Here is a 17593-nt window from a genome sequence, read left to right on the forward strand (position 1 = left end):
TCGCGGAGCCGTTCCACCTCACCAAGATCCACAGACCGCAGCATGCACCACCACGACCACCAAGATCAAATTGACCTAACGAAGTACTACTAGGGAGTCGGGGAGTCAGGGGGTCGCGGTGGCGGGCGGGGGCACCGTCGCGTTCGCCGGGGCGTCGCTCGGCACCGGCGGCTGCGGGGTCGCCTCACCGGTGGGCCCGCCCGAGCCGCCCGCCGACGGCGAGGCGCCGGCCGACGGGCTCGCACTCGAACTCGGGCCCGCCGAGGGCGAGGCGCTCCCGCTCGCACCGCTGCTCGGGGTGGCGGTCGGCTCCCGGCCCGGCCGCGTCGTCGCCGGGGCCGAGGCCCCGCCGGACGGCACGTCCTGCGAGCCGTACCCGGTGGACGGGCGCTGCGACGGCACGTCCTGCGGCGGCGGGTCCTTGCGCGTCACCGTGCCGCCGAAGGACGTCCCGTCGCCCGACTCGCCCTTCACCGTCGCCGACACCGGCTGCCCGGTGACCAGCTCGAACGCCACGATCGGCGTCATCGCCAGGACGAAGACCAGGCCGGAGACGGCCGCGTAGCCCCGCCAGCCCAGCCGCCGGCGCGCCCGCACCACCTGCGGCGCGCTCCACTCCGAGGTGATCACCGGCGGCCCGGCCGACTCCTGCGCCGGGTGCTGGGCCGGGTCCTGAGCCGGGAGCTGCTGCTCCACCGGCACCTGGCGCAGGCCGTTCACCGTCTGGTTCGGCCCGCGGTCCACCGCCTCGCGCAGCTGCTCACCGGTCCGCCGGAACACGTGCTGGAACACCGCGCCGCCGGTGGTGGCCCCGATGCTGACCACCGCGGCGCCCATGATCGTGCCGTACACGCCGAGTTCGGAGGCGAGCAGCGCGCCCACCACCGCGGCCAGCGCACTCGCCACGACCTGAGCCACACTCAGGTCGAGCCGCTTGCGCTCCTCCTTGCCGCCCTCCTCGGCGGGGTTCCGCTCCGACATCAACATCCCTCGGTCCGTACGACTGCAACTCGAACAAGCCACTCCATCTTGCCCAAAGAAGGACACAAGGGACGAAAATGCGGTTCTCCGCTCCCGGATTGTGTGAAGATGATCACCGTTCATCCGCCGGTGGTCCGCCGTCGGGGGCGCACGCTCTTGAGATTCCCGTGAATCGCGGGAGACTTGAGCGGCGAGCCGCCCCTCCGGATGCCACGAATGGAGTACTGTTCGTAAAGCCCGAGCCTTGGGTCGACTTGTCGACTGTGCCTTCACCGGCAGCTTGACGAAGAGCCACTGAGCGGGCACGCACGGCGACGCCGGTCCCGGATCGTCGCGAACACTCCGCGTGCGAGGACGGCCGGGACGCCCAGGCGCGACGTCGACGGATGGCGTGGCAAAAAGGCAACCGTGCCACAGCGGCGTGGCCGGGCGTAAGCCCGACACGCCGGGGAACTCAGCAAGGTTGTGGCCAGTCGCGAGTGGGCAGGCCACACTCAGTACGGGAGCAGCGACGCAGGTGACGTCGGCAGGCACAACCCGGGAGGTGACCGTGCCCGAACTGCGGGTTGTGGCCGTCAGCAACGACGGCACACGGCTGGTGCTCAAGGCTGCCGACAGCACGGAGTACACCCTCCCCATCGACGAGCGGCTCCGCGCCGCCATCCGCGGCGACCGGCCGCGCCTCGGCCAGATCGAGATCGAGGTCGAGAGCCACCTCCGCCCCCGGGACATCCAGGCCCGGATACGAGCCGGAGCCTCCGCCGAGGAGGTCGCCCAGGCCGCCGGCATCTCCGTCGACCGGGTCCGCCGCTTCGAGGGGCCGGTCCTGGCCGAACGCGCCTTCATGGCCGAGCGCGCCCGCAAGACCGCCATCCGCCGCAACGGCGAGTCCCCCGGGCCGCAGCTCGGCGAGGCCGTCGCCGAGCGGCTCGCCCTGCGCGGCGCCGAGAAGGACACCGAACGCTGGGACTCCTGGCGGCGCGACGACGGCACCTGGGAGGTCATCCTCTCCTACCGTGCCGACGGCGAGGGCCGCAGCGCGTCCTGGACGTACGACCCGCCCCGGCGCCTGGTCCAGCCCAACGACGACGAGGCCCGCGCGCTGATCGGCGAGGCGGTCGAGCGCGAGGAGGACTCGGTCTTCCCGTTCATCCCGCGGATCGCCCGGCTCCCCCAGGACCGGCCGCCCCGCCCGATGATCGACCGGCCCTCCGCCGACCGCATCATGTCGGCCCGCGAGGTCCGCGAGTCGCGCGAGGCCACCGCCGATTCCCGGGACTCGCTGACCAGCCTGCTCGACGTCGTGCCGGCCTTCCGCGGCGACCTCGCCGTGGGCGGCCCCGCCCCGATCGAACCGGTGCCCGCCGAGGTCGCCGAGGAGACCGAGGAACCGGCCGCGGCCGCCGCCCCGGCGGTCGGCGCGGGCTCCGCCTACGCCGACATCCTGATGCCGCGCGCCGTCGCCCCGCACCGCGAACGCCTGGTCGGCACCACCGACCGGCAGGCCGAGGCGGACGGCGTCCGGCCCGGCCGCCGGGCCACCGTGCCCAGCTGGGACGAGATCGTCTTCGGCAGCCGGCGCAAGAAGCAGGAGTAGCACCCCACGCGTGCCGGAGGGGCGGGAGGCCGGGCCTCCCGCCCCTCCGGCACGTCCGGGCTCAGCCCGGCTGGTCGGTCACCGCCACCGGGCGGCCCGGGTCGCTCGACCACTCGCTCCACGAGCCCGGGTACAGCACCGCGTCCAGGCCCGCCACCTCCATCGCCAGGATCTGGTGCGCCGCCGTCACGCCCGAACCGCAGTACACCGCGACCTCCCCCTCCCCCGCGCCCAACGCCCGGAACCGGGCCCGCAGTTCGGCCGCCGGGCGAAACCTGCCGTCCGGGCCGACGTTCTCGGCGGTCGGCGCCGACACCGCGCCCGGGATGTGTCCGGCCCGCGGGTCCACCGGCTCGCTCTCGCCCCGGTAGCGCTCCCCCGACCGGGCGTCCAGCAGCAGACCGCTGCGCGCCCGGGCCGCGGCACCGTCCGCGTCCAGCGTCGGCAACTTCCCCGGTACGGGCTTGAAGTCGCCCTCCGCCGGCTCCGGCAGCTCGGCCGTCACCGGCAGCCCGGCCGCCCGCCAGGCCGCGAAGCCGCCGTCCAGCACCCGGACGTTCGGGTGCCCGGCCCAGCGCAGCAGCCACCAGGCCCGCGCCGCCGCCATCGACGCCGCACCGTCGTACACCACGACCGGACGCCCGGAGCTCACCCCGAAGCCGCGCATCGCCGCGCCGAACTCCTCCGGATCCGGCAGCGGGTGGCGCCCGCCCCGGCCCGGGGCGCCCGGCGGGGCCGCGAGGTCCCGGTCCAGCTCGACGAAGTGGGCACCGGGCAGGTGCCCGGCCCGGTACTCCTCGGCCGCGGTCGGGCCGCCCGGCGCGGCACCGACCAACTGGTAGCGCACGTCCAGCAGCACCGGCGGCCGCGTGGAGGCGAGCGCCTCCCGCAGCTCGGCCGCGGAGATCAGCGGGGAACCGTCGTTGAAGGTGGTCATGCCGGCCATTGTCGCGCAGCGCGCCCGAACCACGGCTCTTTGTGCGCTCTTTGCCGGACTTTCCGCGCGGGTCGAGGGTTGGGCACGCGCCAGAGTGGAAGCATCACCCTCGCGCGCCCGGATCTCCGTGCGCCCAACACCCGTGAGGAGGCCCGCATTGCCCGCGGTGGAACTCCGACTGGCCCAGGGCACACCCTGCTGGGTCAGCCTGCTGACCGACGACCTGCCCGGCGCGCGCGCCTTCTACGGCGACCTGCTCGGCTGGACGTACTCCCCCGGGCCCGGCCAACTCGGCGCCTACGTCCGGGCCGAGCTCGACGGCACTCCCGTCGCCGGCCTCGGCGTCTCCAGCACCACCGGCTTCCCGGTGCAGTGGACCACCTACTTCGCCGTGGACGACGCCGACCGCACCGCCCAGTTGGTGCGCGAGTGCGGGGGCACCGTCGCGGTCGGGCCGCTGCAGGCCGACGACGCCGGGCGGATGGCCATCGCCGCCGACCTCTCCGGCGCCGTCTTCGGCCTCTGGCAGGCCGAGGAACACCTCGGCCGGGAGGCCGGGACGGAGCCCGGCGGCCCCGCCTGGGCCGAACTGCTCACCCCGGACGCCGACGGCGCCGCCGTCTTCTACGGCACGGTGCTCGACCGGCCGGTCCGGCCCGCTGCCGACGAGAGCGCACTGCTGGTGCACGGGCGCCCGGTCGCGGGCATCCGCCACCGCGCCGACCTGCGCGGCCACCCGCCGCGCTGGCGCACCCACTTCGCCGTCCGGGACGCCGAACTGACCACCCGTCGCACCGTCGAGCTCGGCGGCCGCGTCCTGGTCGAACCGCACGACACCGCCCGCGGCCGCGCCGCCCGGCTGGCCGACCCCCAGGGCGGGCACTTCTCGGTGCTCGAAGCGGCAGGCTAGGCCTGCTGTTCCTCGAAGGGCAGCACGTCCGGGGAGAGCACCGAGGCGCGAGCGGTCGCGGCGGTCATCCGACGGCGGTGGTGGCGGCGGCACAGCACCTCGTAGCCGATCTCGTCCTCGCTCACCGAGATGTCGCCGATCACCACCTGGGCGCCCTCGACCACCATCACGCCGCCGACCGTACGGGCGTTGTGGGTCGCCCGCGCGCCGCACCAGCAGAGCGCCTCGACCTGGAGCACCTCCACCCGGTCGGCCAGCTCGATCAGCCGCTGCGAACCGGGGAACAGCCGAGTGCGGAAGTCGGTGGTGATGCCGAAGGTGTAGACGTCGATGTCCAGCTCGTCCACCACCCGGGCCAGTTGGTCCACCTGCTCGGCGGCGAAGAACTGGGCCTCGTCGCAGATCAGGTAGTCCACCCGGCCGCCCGCCGACAGCCGCTGCACCACGTGCCCGTGGAAGTCGAAGTCGTCCGTCACCTCGACCGCGTCGGTGCGCAGGCCCAGCCGGCTGGAGACGGTCGCGGCGCCGGCCCGGTCGTTGCGGGTCAGGATGACGCCCTGTCGGCCGCGCGCCGAGTGGTTGTGGTCCATCTGCAGCGCCAGCGTCGACTTGCCGCAGTCCATCGTGCCCGAGAAGAACACCAGTTCAGCCATGGGTGGAGCAAGGGCCTTTCACATCAAGGGGGTTCGGGCGCGAAGGGGTCAAGGGTCCGCCTCAGCCCCGGACTTCGAGCAGCGGCACGAACTGTTCGACCGGGGTCATCGAGCCGTGCAGGCCGATCATCGCGGACTCGCCGGGCTCGTTGCGGGAGGCGATGATCGCGATGTCGTCGCGCGCCGCGGCGACCACGTCGCCGATCCGCAGGTACACCCGCTCGTCCACGGTCGGGCCGAACCAGCCCGCCGCGATCGCCTCGTCCCGGGTGGCCACCCACATCCGGTCGCCCAGCACCTCGCTCCAGACCGTGTGCACGTCGGCCGCGGCACCCGGCACCGCGTACACGTGCCGGGCCCGGCCCTCGCCGCCCAGCAGGGCGACACCGGCACCGAGCTCCCAGTCCTCGTCGAAGTCGATCCGGTCCTCGGGGGCGATGTCGATCATGCCGTGGTCGGCCGTCACGTACATCGCCGACCGCGGCGGCAGCTGCTCGGCCAGCCGGCGGGCCAGCCGGTCCACCGCGTCCAGCGTCATCCGCCACTCGTCGGAGTCCACCCCGAAGCGGTGGCCCGCGCCGTCCAGCTCGCTGACGTAGGTGTATACCAGCGCCCGGTCGTGCTCGGCCAGCCAGGAGGCGGCCAGGTCCATCCGCTCCTCGCCGGTGGTGCGGCCCAGGAAGGTCCCTCCGGACAGCGCCACCCTGGTCAGCGGGGTCTGGGCGAACAGCGGGGAGGACACCTGGGCGGTCGCCACCCCGGCCCGGTGGGTCTGCTCGAACACCGTCGGGTACGGCTGCCAGACCTGCGGGTCGGTGTGCGGCTGCCAGCGCAGCTGGTTCATCAGGTAGTCGGCGCCCGGCACCGCCACCGTGTACCCGGCCAGGCCGTGCAGGCCGGGCGGCGTGCCCGTGCCGACCGAGGCCAGCGAGGTCGCGGTGGTCGACGGGAAGCCCGCGGTCAGCGGACGGCCCGAGCCGCCCAGCGAGCTGCCGGCCAGCGAGGACAGGAACGGCGCGTACTCGGGGTGGCGCAGCAGCAGCTCCCAGCCCAGGCCGTCCACCAGGAAGACCACCGCCCGGTCGGCCGGGGCGATCGGCAGCGTCGCGGTGAACCCCGGGACGCCCAGGCCCGCCGCCACCGAGGGCAGCAGGTCGCAGAGCGAGCCGCTGCCGTACGGGGGCGCGGGGGCGTCGGCCGGGTCGAGGATCTCGAAGGCGTCGAAGCCGTCGGGGGGTGCGAAGGACATGGAACCGGATTCGTAGCGGGCGGGACCGCGGGCGGGCACGCGATCTGGAACGGCGGGGCTCGGTGGCCGGGCGCGACGGGGCCCGGCCGGGACCTCAGACCCGCGGGCCGTTGTCGATCGTCGCGTCGGACAGCGCCCGGGCGAACAGCAGCGCCTGGGCCACCGTCTCCGGGCCGTCCCCGGCCTCGCTCACCCGCAGCGAGAGGTCGTCGGCCGTGGCCGAACCGGTGTAGCCGTGGTCGGCCTCGCAGTTCGGGTCCGAGCAGCCGGCCGGCTCCAGGTCAAGGCGCTGGACCGCGCCCCAGCCGATGGTCAGCACCACCTCGCGCGGCAGCGTCCCGGGCGTGTACGTCTCCGGGTTCGCCACCATCCGGCTCAGCACGACCGAGCCGATCCGGTCCAGCCGGACGCTCTCCGTCGAGGTGGTGGCGAACGGCACGGCCGGGCTGCCGGCGTCGCCCGACTGCTCGTCGGTGTGGCTCACCACGAACCGGGTCGGGGTGAGCACCAGCACCGTCACGTGCCGGCGCACCTCGTTGGAGTCGAAGGTCGTCTCCTGGTGCACCAGGTAGGAGCTGATCGGCTCCGGGCCCACCGCGGACTCGACCGCCTCGGACACCAGGGCCGGGTAGTAGCCACTGCGCTCGATCGCCGAGCGCAGGTCCTGAGTGGTGGTGGTACCGGTCTTCGCCATAACTCCATCCTGGCATGGTCCGCCGACGAAGCGGGCGGCGCGGCGCCGAGCTTCGGACATCAGCGCCCACGGGCAGGCGCAACCAAGGAAGGTTACAGGGTGTCCATCGCGCGCGGGCCCAGATCGCTGCGGACGGGCAGCGGGGCGACCCGCACCCGCGCCCCCAGGATCGCCAGCCCGTGCGGGGCGACGACCACCGGTTCGAGGTCCACCGAGGCGATCTCCGGTAGGTCGTCCACCAACTGCGACACCCGCAGCAGCAGTTCCTCCAGCGCGTCGGTGTCCACCGCCTCGGCGCCGCGCCAGCCGAACAGCAGCGGTGCCGCCCGCACCTCGCGGATCAGGCCGGCGACGTCCTGGTCGGTGGCCGGTACGAGGCGGTGGGCCACGTCGCCGAGCAGCTCGGCGGGGGCGCCGGCCAGGCCGAAGGACAGGATCGCGCCGACGGCCGGGTCGACCGTGGCGCCGATCACGGTGTCCACTCCGCGCGGGGCCATCCGCTGCACCACCAGCTGGGCGCCGGCCGCGCCGCCGAGCAGGGCGTCCAGCTCGCGGTGGGCGCGGCGCAGGCCCTCCTCGCCGGTCAGGTCCAGCCGGACGCTGCCCAGGTCGGGGCGGTGGCGCAGGTGCGGGGCGGTCGCCTTCAGGGCCACCGGGTAGCCGAGCTGCTCGGCGGCCCGGACGGCCTCCTGCTCGTCGGGGGCGGGCAGCGTGGGCGAGACGTCGATGCCGTAGCGGGCCAGCAGCAGCCGGGCCTCGGAGTCGGACAGGGTGATCCGGGCACCGCCGGGCTGGGTGCGCGCGGCGACCGCGGTCCGGGTGCTCAGCGCCGCGTCCACCAGGGCGCGGGCGCCGGGCTGGTCGATCCGGTCCAGGTCGGGGACGCGTGCCGTCTCCTCCGCCGCGGCGGTGCGGCGGCGCCACTCGGCGTAGTGCACGGCGTGCGCGAGGGCGCGCACGGCCCGCTCGGGCGCCGCGTAGGCCGGGATCCCGCCCGGGCGCAGCCGGGTCGGCAGGTCGGTCAGGGCCAGGTGGGCCAGCACCAGGGGCTTGCCCAACTCCCTTGCCCGCTCGCCCGCTTCGAGCAGGGCGGTGGCGATCTCCGGGTCGTCCGAGCCCATCTCCGGAACGCCCGGGCCAGTCAGCCGGCCGCCCATGAAGGCGTGCGCGGAGGTGCCGATCGGCGGGATGGCGACGGCGATCACCGCGTCCACGGCCGGGTCGCTGAGCGCGACGTCCAGGGCGATCCGGAAGTTCTCCCCGGTCGCGGCGGTGGTGAGGTCGACCGGCGTGCGCGGCCGCAGCCCGGCGCTCAGGCAAGTGTCGTAGGTGAGCAGGCCCAGCGAGTCGGAGTTGCCGACCACGGCGACCCGGTCGCCCGGCGGCAGCGGCTGCTGGGCGAGCAGCTCGCCGGTGTCGAACAGCTCGGTGATGGTCGCCACCCTGGTGACCCCGGCCTGTTCGAACAGCGCGTCCACGGTGGCGTCCTGCAGGCCGGTGGCGGTGGCCGGGACGGCGTGGCCGGGCGGCAGGCTGCCGGTGTGGCGGGCACCCTTGACCACCACCACCGGCTTGGCGGTGGCCAGCCGGCGCGCGATCCGGGTGAACTTGCGCGGGTTGCCGAAGGACTCCAGGTAGAGCAGCACCACCTCGGTGGCCTCGTCCTCGGCCCAGTACTGGAGGAAGTCGTTGCCGGAGACGTCCGAGCGGTTGCCGACCGAGGCGAAGGAGGAGACGCCGAGGCCGCGCCGGTGGGCGGACTCCAGCAGGGCTACGCCGATCGCCCCGGACTGGCAGAAGATCCCGAAGCCGCCGCGGTCCGGCAGGTGCGGGGCGAGCGAGGCGTTCAGCGGGCGGTCGGGGTCGGTGTTGATCAGGCCGAAGGCGTTCGGGCCGACCACCCGCATGCCCGCCGCGCGGGCCTGGCGGACCAGGGCGCGCTGGCGGTCGCGGCCCTCCGGGCCGGTCTCGGCGTAGCCGGCGGTGACCACCACCAGGCCCTGCACGCCGTGCGCGCCGCACTCGGCGACGGCCGCCGGGACGACGCTCTCGGGGACGGCGATCACCGCGAGGTCGACCGGCCCGGGAATGTCCAGAATCGAGCGGTGCACCGGGACGCCGTCCAGTTCGGTGCCGGGCGGGGCGCTGCGGTTGACCGCGTAGACGGTGCGCGGGGCGCCCTTGGACTCGTACCGGCTCTCGAACCCGGTGTCGAAGCTGCCGAGCAGGTCGCGCAGCAGGGCCCGGCCGACGGTCTGCGGATTGCGGGAGACGCCGATCACGGCCACCGAGCGCGGGGTGAGCAGCCGCTGCACCGAGCGGGCCTCGGCGCGGTGCTCGCGGGCTCGCATCACGGCGAGTGAGCGGTCGGTCTGTTCGAGGTCGAACTCCAGGTGCACCACGCCGTCGGCGAAGCTGCGGCGCTGGGTGTAGCCGGCGTCGGTGAAGACCTTCACCATTTTGCGGTTCTCCGGCAGCACCTCGGCCTGGAAGCGGCGGATGCCCCGCTCCTGGGCCACCGCCGCGATGTGCTCCAGCAGCGCGGAGGCCACGCCGCGGCCCTGGTGGGCGTCCTGGACCAGGAAGGCGACCTCGGCGTCGGTGCCGTGGTCGGAGGGGCGACCGTCGGCGTCGATCCGGTCGTAGCGGACGGTCGCGATGAAGTGGTCCCGGATCACCACGGCGAGGCCGACCCGGTTCACGAAGTCGTGGTGGGTGAAGCGGCGGACATCCTTGTCGGAGAGCCGCGGGTAGGGGGCGAAGAAGCGGAAGTACTTGGACTGGTCGGAGACCTGTTCGTAGAACTCCACCAGCCGCCCGGCGTCGCCGGGGGTGATCGGCCGGATCCGGGCCGTGCCGCCGTCGCGCAGCAGGATGTCGGCTTCCCAGTGCTGCGGATAGTCGGGTTGCGCGGGGTTCGCCACCGCGGGGTCTTCCACATTCGTCAGGCTATCCGGCGGCGGGCCGAATGGCGCCGGGCGCGCGCTCACGGCAGGGTGGACAGGGCCACTGGCCGGGCCTTATGCCCCGAAAAGAAACAATCACAAGTCCCGAACGCGGCGCCTCGCCGGGGTTGCCTGCGTGCAACACTGGTCTAGACAACACGGTCGTTCCCCCCGCTCGCCCGAGCACGGCCGTGACCAGCTTCACCGGAAAGGCACGTCTCATGGCTGAGCGCCGCGTCACCATCGGTTGGGCCGAGGGCCTGCACGCCCGTCCCGCCTCCGTCTTCGTCCGGGCCGTCACGGCCACCGGCGTGCCGATCACCATCGCCAAGCCGGGCGGCAACCCCGTGAACGCCGCCTCCATGCTCGGCCTGCTCGCCCTGGGCGCCCAGGGCGGCGACGAGGTCATCCTGGCCTCCGACGCCCCCGGCGCCGACGAGGCCCTCGACCGCCTCGCCAAGCTGGTCTCCGAAGGCCTCGACGAGCTCCCGGCCGCCGCCTGAGCCCCCGCGCGCCACGTGTGACCTGACCGAGGCCCCCGGGATCGCCCCCGGGGGCCTCGGCCGTTTGTCAGCCCTTCACGCAGATCACCTGCTTGAGGTGCGCGACCACCTCGACCAGGTCCTTCTGCTGCTCGATGACCTTCTCGATGTTCTTGTAGGCGCCCGGGATCTCGTCCACCACGCCGCTGTCCTTGCGGCACTCCACGCCCGCGGTCTGCTCGGCGAGGTCGCGCGCGGTGAACCGCTTCTTGGCGGCGGTGCGGCTCATCTTGCGGCCGGCGCCGTGCGAGGCGGAGTTGAACGACGCCGCGTTGCCCAGGCCGCGGACGATGTAGGAGCCCGTCCCCATCGAGCCGGGGATGATCCCGAGGTCACCGGAGCCGGCCCTGATCGCGCCCTTGCGGGTCACCAGCAGGTCGACGCCGTCGTACCGCTCCTCCGAGACGTAGTTGTGGTGGCAGCTGATCACCTCGTCGAAGGTGACCTGCGCCTTGGCGAACTCGCGCCGGACCACGTCCTGGAAGAGCGCCATCATGACCGCCCGGTTGTTCTTGGCGTACTCCTGCGCCCAGAAGAGGTCCTGGCGGTAGTCGGCCATCTCCGGCGTCTTCGCGAGGAAGACCGCGAGATCCCGGTCGACCAGCCCCTGGTTGTGCGGCAGGGCGCGGGCGACGCTCATGTGGTGGTCGGCCAGCTCCTTGCCGATGTTGCGCGATCCGGAGTGCAGCATCAGCCAGACCGCATCGGTCGTATCGACACACAGTTCGATGAAGTGATTTCCTCCACCGAGCGTCGCCATCTGCTGCATCGCCCGCTCGCGGCGCCACTTGACGTCCTCCGCGATGCCGTCGAAGCGCTGCCAGAGGTCGTCCCAGCCCTCCGCGCGGAAGCCGGGCAGCGTGGCCGGGTCGACCGGGTCGGTGTGCAGGCCGCGGCCGACCGGGATGGCCTGCTCGATCTTGGAACGCAGGGCGGAGAGGTCGTCCGGGAGGTCCGCGGCGGTGAGGGAGGTCTTCACCGCGCTCATCCCGCAGCCGATGTCGACGCCGACCGCCGCCGGGCAGACCGCGTCCTTCATCGCGATGACGGAGCCGACCGTCGCGCCCTTGCCCAGGTGGACGTCCGGCATCACGGCGAGGCCGTGCAGCCACGGCAGGGAGCTGATGTTGCGCAGCTGCTGGAGGGCCGCGCCCTCGACCGTCGCCGGGTCGGTCCACATCCGGATCGGGACGCGGATGCCGGGTACTTCGGTGTACGACATGGGTGAACGACCTCCAGAGGTCGGGTGGTTAGGGAAAGGGATGCCGCGCGAAAGAGAATCCCGGCGCGGCTCGGGGAAGTTCAGGGGGCGACTGCGCTCAGGCGGCCAGGGCGGAGCAGGGGAGGGACGGTCTCGGGGAGCGCCGTCGTATGGCTTGCTCGACCCGCATGGTGACCGCCTCCCTTCGCTGCTCGCAGTTCGCACGTGTTGTGCGTCGGGGAACATCTATCCACGGAACGGGCCGGGCCCGCAACGGATTTAAGAACGCGTCCGGCCCGGCGGAGCGAAGGCGCTCCACCGGGCCGGAGGGGACAGCGGAAGGCGTCAGCTGACGACGGTGACCTCGCCGATCCCGAGCGCCCGCACGTCCGCCTCGATCGCGGCGGCGTCGCCGACCAGGACGGTGACCAGGCGGTCCGGCGGGAAGGCCGCGACCACGGCCTCGGTGGCCGCCGCGGTGGGCAGTTCGGCCAGCTGCCGGTAGACCTCGGCCTGGTAGTCGTCGGGGAGGTACTGCTCGACCTGGTCGGCCAGGGTGCCGGCGACCGAGCCCGCGGTCTCGTACTTGAGCGGCGCGACGCCGACCAGGAACTGCACGGCCTCGTCGCGCTCGGCGTCGGTGAGGCCCTCGGCGGCGAGGGTGCGCAGGATGGTCCAGGTGTCGGCGAGCGCGGGGGCGGTGGAGGCGGTGTCCACCGAGCCGCTGATGGCGAGCAGCGAGCGCCCGCTGCCGTCGGCGGCGGAGCGCAGCGGCTGGGCGAAGGCCCGGACGCCGTAGGTGTAGCCCTTCTCCTCGCGCAGGACGCGGTCGAGGCGGGAGGTGAGGGTGCCGCCGAGGCAGTAGGTGCCGAGGATCTGGGCGGCCCAGACCGGGTCGTGGCGGTCGGGGCCGATCCGGCCGATCAGCAGCTGGGTCTGGACGGAGCCGGGGCGGTCGACGATGAGGACGCGGCCGCGGTCGTCGCCGGTGACCGGGGCGTGGGTGGAGGGCTCCGCCGCGGTGCCGGTCCAGGTGCCGAGGGTGCTCTCCAGCAGGGCGGGGAGGTCGACGCCGGTGAGGTCGCCGACCACCACGACGGTGGTGGTGGCGGGGCGCACGTGGGCGTCGTAGAAGGCCTTGACGGCGGCCCGGTCGATCGACTTGACGGTGTCGGCGGTGCCGCTGCGGGGCCGGGAGAGGCGGTCGGCGGCCTCGAAGAGCTCGGCGTAGAGGGCCTTGGCGGCCCGCCGGGCGGGGTTGGCCTGCTCGTGGACGATCTCGTCGAGGCGGTTGGCGACGAGGCGCTCGATCTCCTCGGCCGGGAGGGCGGGGGCGCGCAGGGCGTCGGAGAGCAGGGTGAGGCCGCGCTGGAGCCGGGAGGCGGGGACTTCGAGGGCGACCCGGATGCAGGGGTGGTCGGCGTGGGCGTCGAGGGTGGCCCCGGCGCGCTCCAGCTCGCCGGCGAACTCCTCGGCGGTGAGGGTGTCGGTGCCCTCGTTGAGGGCGCGGGCGAGGATGGCGGCGACGCCGTCGAGGCCCTCGGGCTCGGCGGCGAGCGGGGCGTCGAGGAGGACCTCGACGGCGACCAGCTGCTGGCCGGGCCGGTGGCAGTGCAGCACGGTGATGCCGTTGCCGAGGGCGGTCCGCTCGGGGGCGGGGAAGGCCCAGGGGCTGGGGGTGCCGGGCTGGGGCTGGGGGTGGAAGGTCATCGCGGGGACGTAGTCGGTGCTCATACGGCGGCACCCTCCTCTTCGGAAGCGGCGTCGGAAGCGTCGTCGGCGGCGGTCGCGGTCGGCTCGTAGACGAGGACGGCCCGGTTGTCGGGGTGGAGCCGGGCCTTGGCGACGGCCTGGACCTCTTCGGCGGTGACGTCGAGGACCTTGGGGAGGGCGTCGTTCAGCAGCTTGGGGTCGCCGAACAGGACGGCGTAGCGGCAGAGTTCGTCGGCGCGGCCGGCGACGGTGGTGAGCCGGTCGAGCCACTCGCGCTCGATCTGGGCCTGGGCGCGCTCGAGTTCCTCGGGGGTGGGGCCCTCGGCGGCGAAGCGGGCGAGTTCCTCGTCGACGGCGGCGTCGATCTGGGCGATCGTGGCGTCGCCGGAGGTCTTGACGTCGAGCCAGCCGAGGCTGGGGGCGCCGGCGAGGCGCAGCAGGCCGAAGCCGGCGGCGACGGCGGTGCGGTCGCGGCGGACGAGCCGGTTGTAGAGGCGGCTGGACTCGCCGCTGCCGAGGATGGTGAGCGCGAGGTCGGCGGCGTCGGCCTCGCGGGTGCCGTCGTGCGGCAGGCGGTAGGCGGCCATCAGGGCGCGGGAGGGGACGTCCTCGGCGAGCTCCTGGCGCAGTTCGCGGCCGATGGTGTCGGGGAGTTCGCCGGAGCGCGGGGGCTGCTTGCCGTCGTGCGCGGGGATGGAGCCGAAGTACTTCTCGACCCAGGCGATGGTCTGCTCCGGGTCGATGTCGCCGACCACGGAGAGCACCGCGTTGTTGGGCGCGTAGTAGGTGCGGAAGAACGCGCGGGCGTCCTCCAGGGTGGCGGCGTCGAGGTCGGCCATGGAGCCGATCGGGGTGTGGTGGTACGGGTGGCCCTCAGGGTAGGAGAGCGCGGTGAGCTTCTCGAAGGCGGTGCCGTACGGGACGTTGTCGTAGCGCTGGCGGCGCTCGTTCTTGACGACGGCGCGCTGGTTCTCCATGGACGTCTCGTCGAGGGCGGCGAGCAGCGAGCCCATCCGGTCGGCCTCCAGCCAGAGGGCGAGCTCCAGCTGGTGGGCGGGCATGGTCTCGTAGTAGTTGGTGCGCTCGAAGCTGGTGGTGCCGTTGAGCGAGCCGCCGGCGCCCTGGACGAGCTCGAAGTGCCCGTTGTTGGAGACGTTGGCGGAGCCCTGGAACATCAGGTGCTCGAAGAGGTGGGCGAGGCCGGTGCGGCCCTTGACCTCGTGGCGGGAGCCGACGTCGTACCAGAGGCAGACCGCGGCGACCGGGGTGAGGCGGTCCTCGGAGAGGACGACGCGCAGGCCGTTGGCCAGGCGGTGCTCGGTGATGGCGATGCCTCGGCTGGAGGCGGGGGCCGGGTTGGCCATGCGCTCGGGTCCTTCCCGTCGTCGATGTCGGGGTTCGTGTGGCGTCCCCCATTGTGGTGCAACGCGTGGGGGGCGTGTTTGTGTCCGCGCGGAAGCGGCGTTCGCCAGGGGCGGAAGAGGGCCGCTGACCGGGAGTGTCGGCGCGAGGGTCCACAATGGGGGCGCCGTGCCCTGTCGGTCGCACCCGGTTGACGGGTCGCGGCGGCAGGACGGTGAATCAGGGAGCCGGGGCGGCGAAGCCCGTCCGGTGACCGGACCGGACGGCCGACGTCCGGCCGACGACACAGCCAGCGACACGTAAGGGAGCCCCGCCGCGATGGCCCGCCGCAGTTCGCAGACCCCGCCGCCCGGAGACTTCGAGGAGCGGATCCTCGACGTCGACGTCGTGGACGAGATGCAGGGCTCCTTCCTGGAGTACGCCTACTCGGTGATCTACTCGCGTGCGCTGCCCGACGCGCGGGACGGTCTCAAGCCGGTGCACCGCCGGATCCTGTACCAGGCCAACGAGATGGGCCTGCGTCCGGACCGGGCGCACGTCAAGTGCGCGCGCGTGGTGGGCGAGGTGATGGGCCGGCTGCACCCGCACGGCGACCAGTCGATCTACGACTCGGTGGTGCGCATGGCGCAGCCGTTCTCGATGCGGCTGCCGCTGATCGACGGGCACGGCAACTTCGGTTCGCTGGGCAACGACGACCCGCCGGCGGCGATGCGGTACACCGAGTCGCGGCTGACGGCGGCCTCGATGGCGATGGTGGAGTCGATCCACGAGGACACCGTCGACTTCGGGCCGAACTACGACGGCAGCGAGCAGGAGCCGCTGGCGCTGCCGGCCGCGTTCCCGAACCTGCTGGTGAACGGCGCGACGGGCATCGCGGTGGGCATGGCGACGAACATGCCGCCGCACAACCTGTCCGAGGTGGTGGCGGCGGCCCGGCACCTGATCAAGCACCCGAGCGCGGACCTGGACACGCTGATGCGGTTCGTGCCCGGTCCGGACCTGCCGACGGGCGGGCGGATCGTGGGCCTGTCGGGCATCCGGGACGCCTACGAGTCGGGCCGCGGCACGTTCAGGATCCGGGCCACCACGACGATCGAGAACGTCACGGCGCGCCGCAAGGGCATCGTGGTGACCGAGCTGCCGTACAACGTCGGCCCGGAGAAGGTCATCTCGAAGATCAAGGACCTGGTCAACGCGAAGAAGCTGCAGGGCATCGCGGACGTCAAGGACCTGACCGACCGCGAGCACGGGCTGCGGCTGGTGATCGAGGTGAAGAACGGCTTCGTGCCGGAGGCGCTGCTGGAGCAGCTCTACAAGCTGACGCCGTTGGAGGAGACCTTCGGCATCAACAACGTGGCGCTGGTGGACGGGCAGCCGCTGACGCTGGGCCTCAAGGAGCTGCTGGAGGTCTACGTCGACCACCGCTTCACGGTGGTGCGCCGGCGCAGCGACTTCCGCCGCCGCAAGCGGGAGGAGCGGCTGCACCTGGTCGAGGGCCTGCTGGTGGCCCTGGTGGACATCGACGAGGTCATCGCGGTCATCCGGTCGAGTGACAACGCCCAGCAGGCGAAGGAGCGCCTGATGGAGCGCTTCTCGCTGTCGGAGACGCAGACCGGCTACATCCTGGACACCCCGCTGCGCCGGCTGACCAGGTTCGACCGGGTGGAGCTGGAGCAGGAGAAGGAGAAGCTGAACGCGGAGATCGCGGAGCTGACCGAGATCCTGGAGTCGGATTCCCGGCTGCGCAGTGTGGTGTCGTCCGAACTGGGCGCGGTGTCCAAGCAGTTCGGGACGGAGCGGCGCACGGTGCTGCTGGAGGCGGGGGCGGCTCCGTCGGCGGCGCTGACGGTGCCGCTGGAGGTGGCGGACGACCCGTGCCGGGTGCTGCTGTCCTCGACGGGGCTGCTGGCGCGGACGGCGGACGGCGAGCCGTTCGAACTGTCGGAGAAGCGGGCGAAGCACGACGTGATCGTGTCGGCGGTGCCGGCCACGGCGCGGGCGGACGTGGGTGTGGTGACGTCCGCGGGCCGGGTGCTGCGACTGCCGGTGATCGACCTGCCGGCGCTGCCGCCGATGCCCTCGCCGACGCTGGCGGGCGGGGCCGCGGTGGAGGAGTTCCTGCGGCTGGAGGCCGGGGAGCGGGTGCTGGCGCTGACCACGCTGGACGAGTCCTCGCCGGGGCTGGCGCTGGGCACGGTGCAGGGTGTGGTGAAGCGGGTGGTGCCGGAGTGGCCGGCGAACAAGGACGAGTTCGAGGTGATCGCCCTCAAGGACGGCGACGAGCTGGTGGGCGCGGTCGAACTGCGCACCGGCGAGGAGGACCTGGTCTTCATCACCTCGGACGCCCAGCTGCTGCGCTACCCGGCGGGGCAGGTCCGTCCGCAGGGCCGTCCGGCGGGCGGCATGGCGGGCATCAAGCTGTCGGACGGCGCCCGGGTGCTGTCGTTCACGGCGGTGGACCCGGGTGCGGACGCGGTGGTGGTCTCGGTGGCGGGCGCCTCGGGCACGCTGTCGGGTGACGAGCAGACGTCCTGGAAGGTCACCCCGTTCGAGCAGTACCCGCGCAAGGGCCGGGCGACCGGCGGTGTGCGCTGCCAGCGCTTCCTGCGCGGCGAGGACGGCCTGGTGTTCGCCTGGGCGGGTGCCGCCCCGGCCCGGGCCGCCGGTGCCAAGGGCGTGCCGGTCGACCTGCCGGAGCGCGACCCGCGCCGGGACGGTTCGGGCACCCCGGTGACGGCGCCGATCACGGTGGTGGCCGGCCCGGCGTGACGGCCGGCCCCGTGCCGACTCCCGGGCCGACGGGAGCGGA

At 73.5% G+C, this 17593-nt stretch carries 13 protein-coding genes; 4 read left to right on the top strand and 9 right to left on the bottom strand.

The window, feature by feature from the left end; genetic code table 11:
* Positions 1-105 precede the first annotated feature (105 nt).
* The gene (locus tag ACIQWA_RS35015) at positions 106-981 is read right to left on the bottom strand and encodes a hypothetical protein (protein ID WP_402489618.1); all 876 of its coding nucleotides are present in this window, start codon (positions 979-981) and stop codon (positions 106-108) included.
* A 517-nt stretch (positions 982-1498) separates the two neighbouring features.
* Between ACIQWA_RS35015 and sepH the strand changes: the two genes are divergently transcribed.
* Positions 1499-2578 carry a septation protein SepH gene (gene sepH, locus ACIQWA_RS35020; protein WP_360237610.1) on the top strand — a complete coding sequence of 360 codons (1080 nt, stop codon included), beginning with the start codon at positions 1499-1501 and terminating at the stop codon, positions 2576-2578.
* A gap of 61 nt (positions 2579-2639) precedes the next feature.
* Here sepH and ACIQWA_RS35025 read toward each other — a convergent pair whose 3' ends face one another.
* Entirely contained in the window at positions 2640-3515 is an 876-nt protein-coding gene (locus ACIQWA_RS35025; RefSeq protein ID WP_402489621.1) for a sulfurtransferase, read from the bottom strand.
* Between the two features lie 166 nt (positions 3516-3681).
* On the opposite strand from ACIQWA_RS35025, the gene ACIQWA_RS35030 reads away from it, so the two are divergent.
* Positions 3682-4425, top strand: coding sequence for a VOC family protein (locus tag ACIQWA_RS35030; RefSeq protein ID WP_402489762.1), 744 nt, complete (start codon positions 3682-3684; stop codon positions 4423-4425).
* On the opposite strand, the gene ACIQWA_RS35035 is transcribed toward ACIQWA_RS35030, so the two are convergent.
* The 4 genes from ACIQWA_RS35035 to ACIQWA_RS35050 all read right to left on the bottom strand — a co-directional run bounded on the left by ACIQWA_RS35035 (position 4422) and on the right by ACIQWA_RS35050 (position 9960).
* The gene (locus ACIQWA_RS35035) at positions 4422-5078 is read right to left on the bottom strand and encodes a thymidine kinase (RefSeq protein ID WP_360237606.1); all 657 of its coding nucleotides are present in this window, start codon (positions 5076-5078) and stop codon (positions 4422-4424) included. The two genes, ACIQWA_RS35030 and ACIQWA_RS35035, sit on opposite strands and share 4 nt — an antisense overlap.
* 61 nt (positions 5079-5139) lie before the next feature.
* Entirely contained in the window at positions 5140-6327 is a 1188-nt protein-coding gene (locus tag ACIQWA_RS35040) for a nucleotide pyrophosphatase/phosphodiesterase family protein (RefSeq protein WP_360237604.1), read from the bottom strand.
* Positions 6328-6421: 94 nt separating this feature from the next.
* Positions 6422-7021 (bottom strand): DUF5998 family protein, encoded by a 600-nt coding sequence (locus tag ACIQWA_RS35045; protein ID WP_360237602.1) that lies wholly within the window; start codon positions 7019-7021, stop codon positions 6422-6424.
* 92 nt (positions 7022-7113) lie between these two features.
* Complete coding sequence (locus ACIQWA_RS35050) at positions 7114-9960, bottom strand: GNAT family N-acetyltransferase (protein ID WP_402489623.1); 2847 nt, start codon at positions 9958-9960, stop codon at positions 7114-7116.
* A 227-nt stretch (positions 9961-10187) separates the two neighbouring features.
* Between ACIQWA_RS35050 and ACIQWA_RS35055 the strand changes: the two genes are divergently transcribed.
* Positions 10188-10469 (top strand): HPr family phosphocarrier protein, encoded by a 282-nt coding sequence (locus ACIQWA_RS35055; protein WP_360237598.1) that lies wholly within the window; start codon positions 10188-10190, stop codon positions 10467-10469.
* A 67-nt stretch (positions 10470-10536) separates the two neighbouring features.
* Here ACIQWA_RS35055 and ACIQWA_RS35060 read toward each other — a convergent pair whose 3' ends face one another.
* The 3 genes from ACIQWA_RS35060 to ACIQWA_RS35070 all read right to left on the bottom strand — a co-directional run bounded on the left by ACIQWA_RS35060 (position 10537) and on the right by ACIQWA_RS35070 (position 14786).
* The gene (locus tag ACIQWA_RS35060) at positions 10537-11730 is read right to left on the bottom strand and encodes an RtcB family protein (RefSeq protein ID WP_402489625.1); all 1194 of its coding nucleotides are present in this window, start codon (positions 11728-11730) and stop codon (positions 10537-10539) included.
* 324 nt (positions 11731-12054) lie between these two features.
* Positions 12055-13443 carry a M16 family metallopeptidase gene (locus ACIQWA_RS35065; protein WP_402489628.1) on the bottom strand — a complete coding sequence of 463 codons (1389 nt, stop codon included), beginning with the start codon at positions 13441-13443 and terminating at the stop codon, positions 12055-12057.
* Positions 13440-14786, bottom strand: a complete 1347-nt coding sequence (locus tag ACIQWA_RS35070) for a pitrilysin family protein (RefSeq protein ID WP_360237592.1) — start codon at positions 14784-14786, stop codon at positions 13440-13442. The genes ACIQWA_RS35065 and ACIQWA_RS35070 overlap by 4 nt, the downstream gene beginning before the upstream one ends.
* A gap of 316 nt (positions 14787-15102) precedes the next feature.
* Between ACIQWA_RS35070 and ACIQWA_RS35075 the strand changes: the two genes are divergently transcribed.
* Positions 15103-17553 carry a DNA topoisomerase IV subunit A gene (locus ACIQWA_RS35075; RefSeq protein WP_360237590.1) on the top strand — a complete coding sequence of 817 codons (2451 nt, stop codon included), beginning with the start codon at positions 15103-15105 and terminating at the stop codon, positions 17551-17553.
* The last annotated feature ends 40 nt before the right edge of the window (positions 17554-17593 follow it).

It is taken from the genome of Kitasatospora sp. NPDC098652 (assembly GCF_044760155.1).
Lineage (GTDB): Bacteria > Actinomycetota > Actinomycetes > Streptomycetales > Streptomycetaceae > Kitasatospora.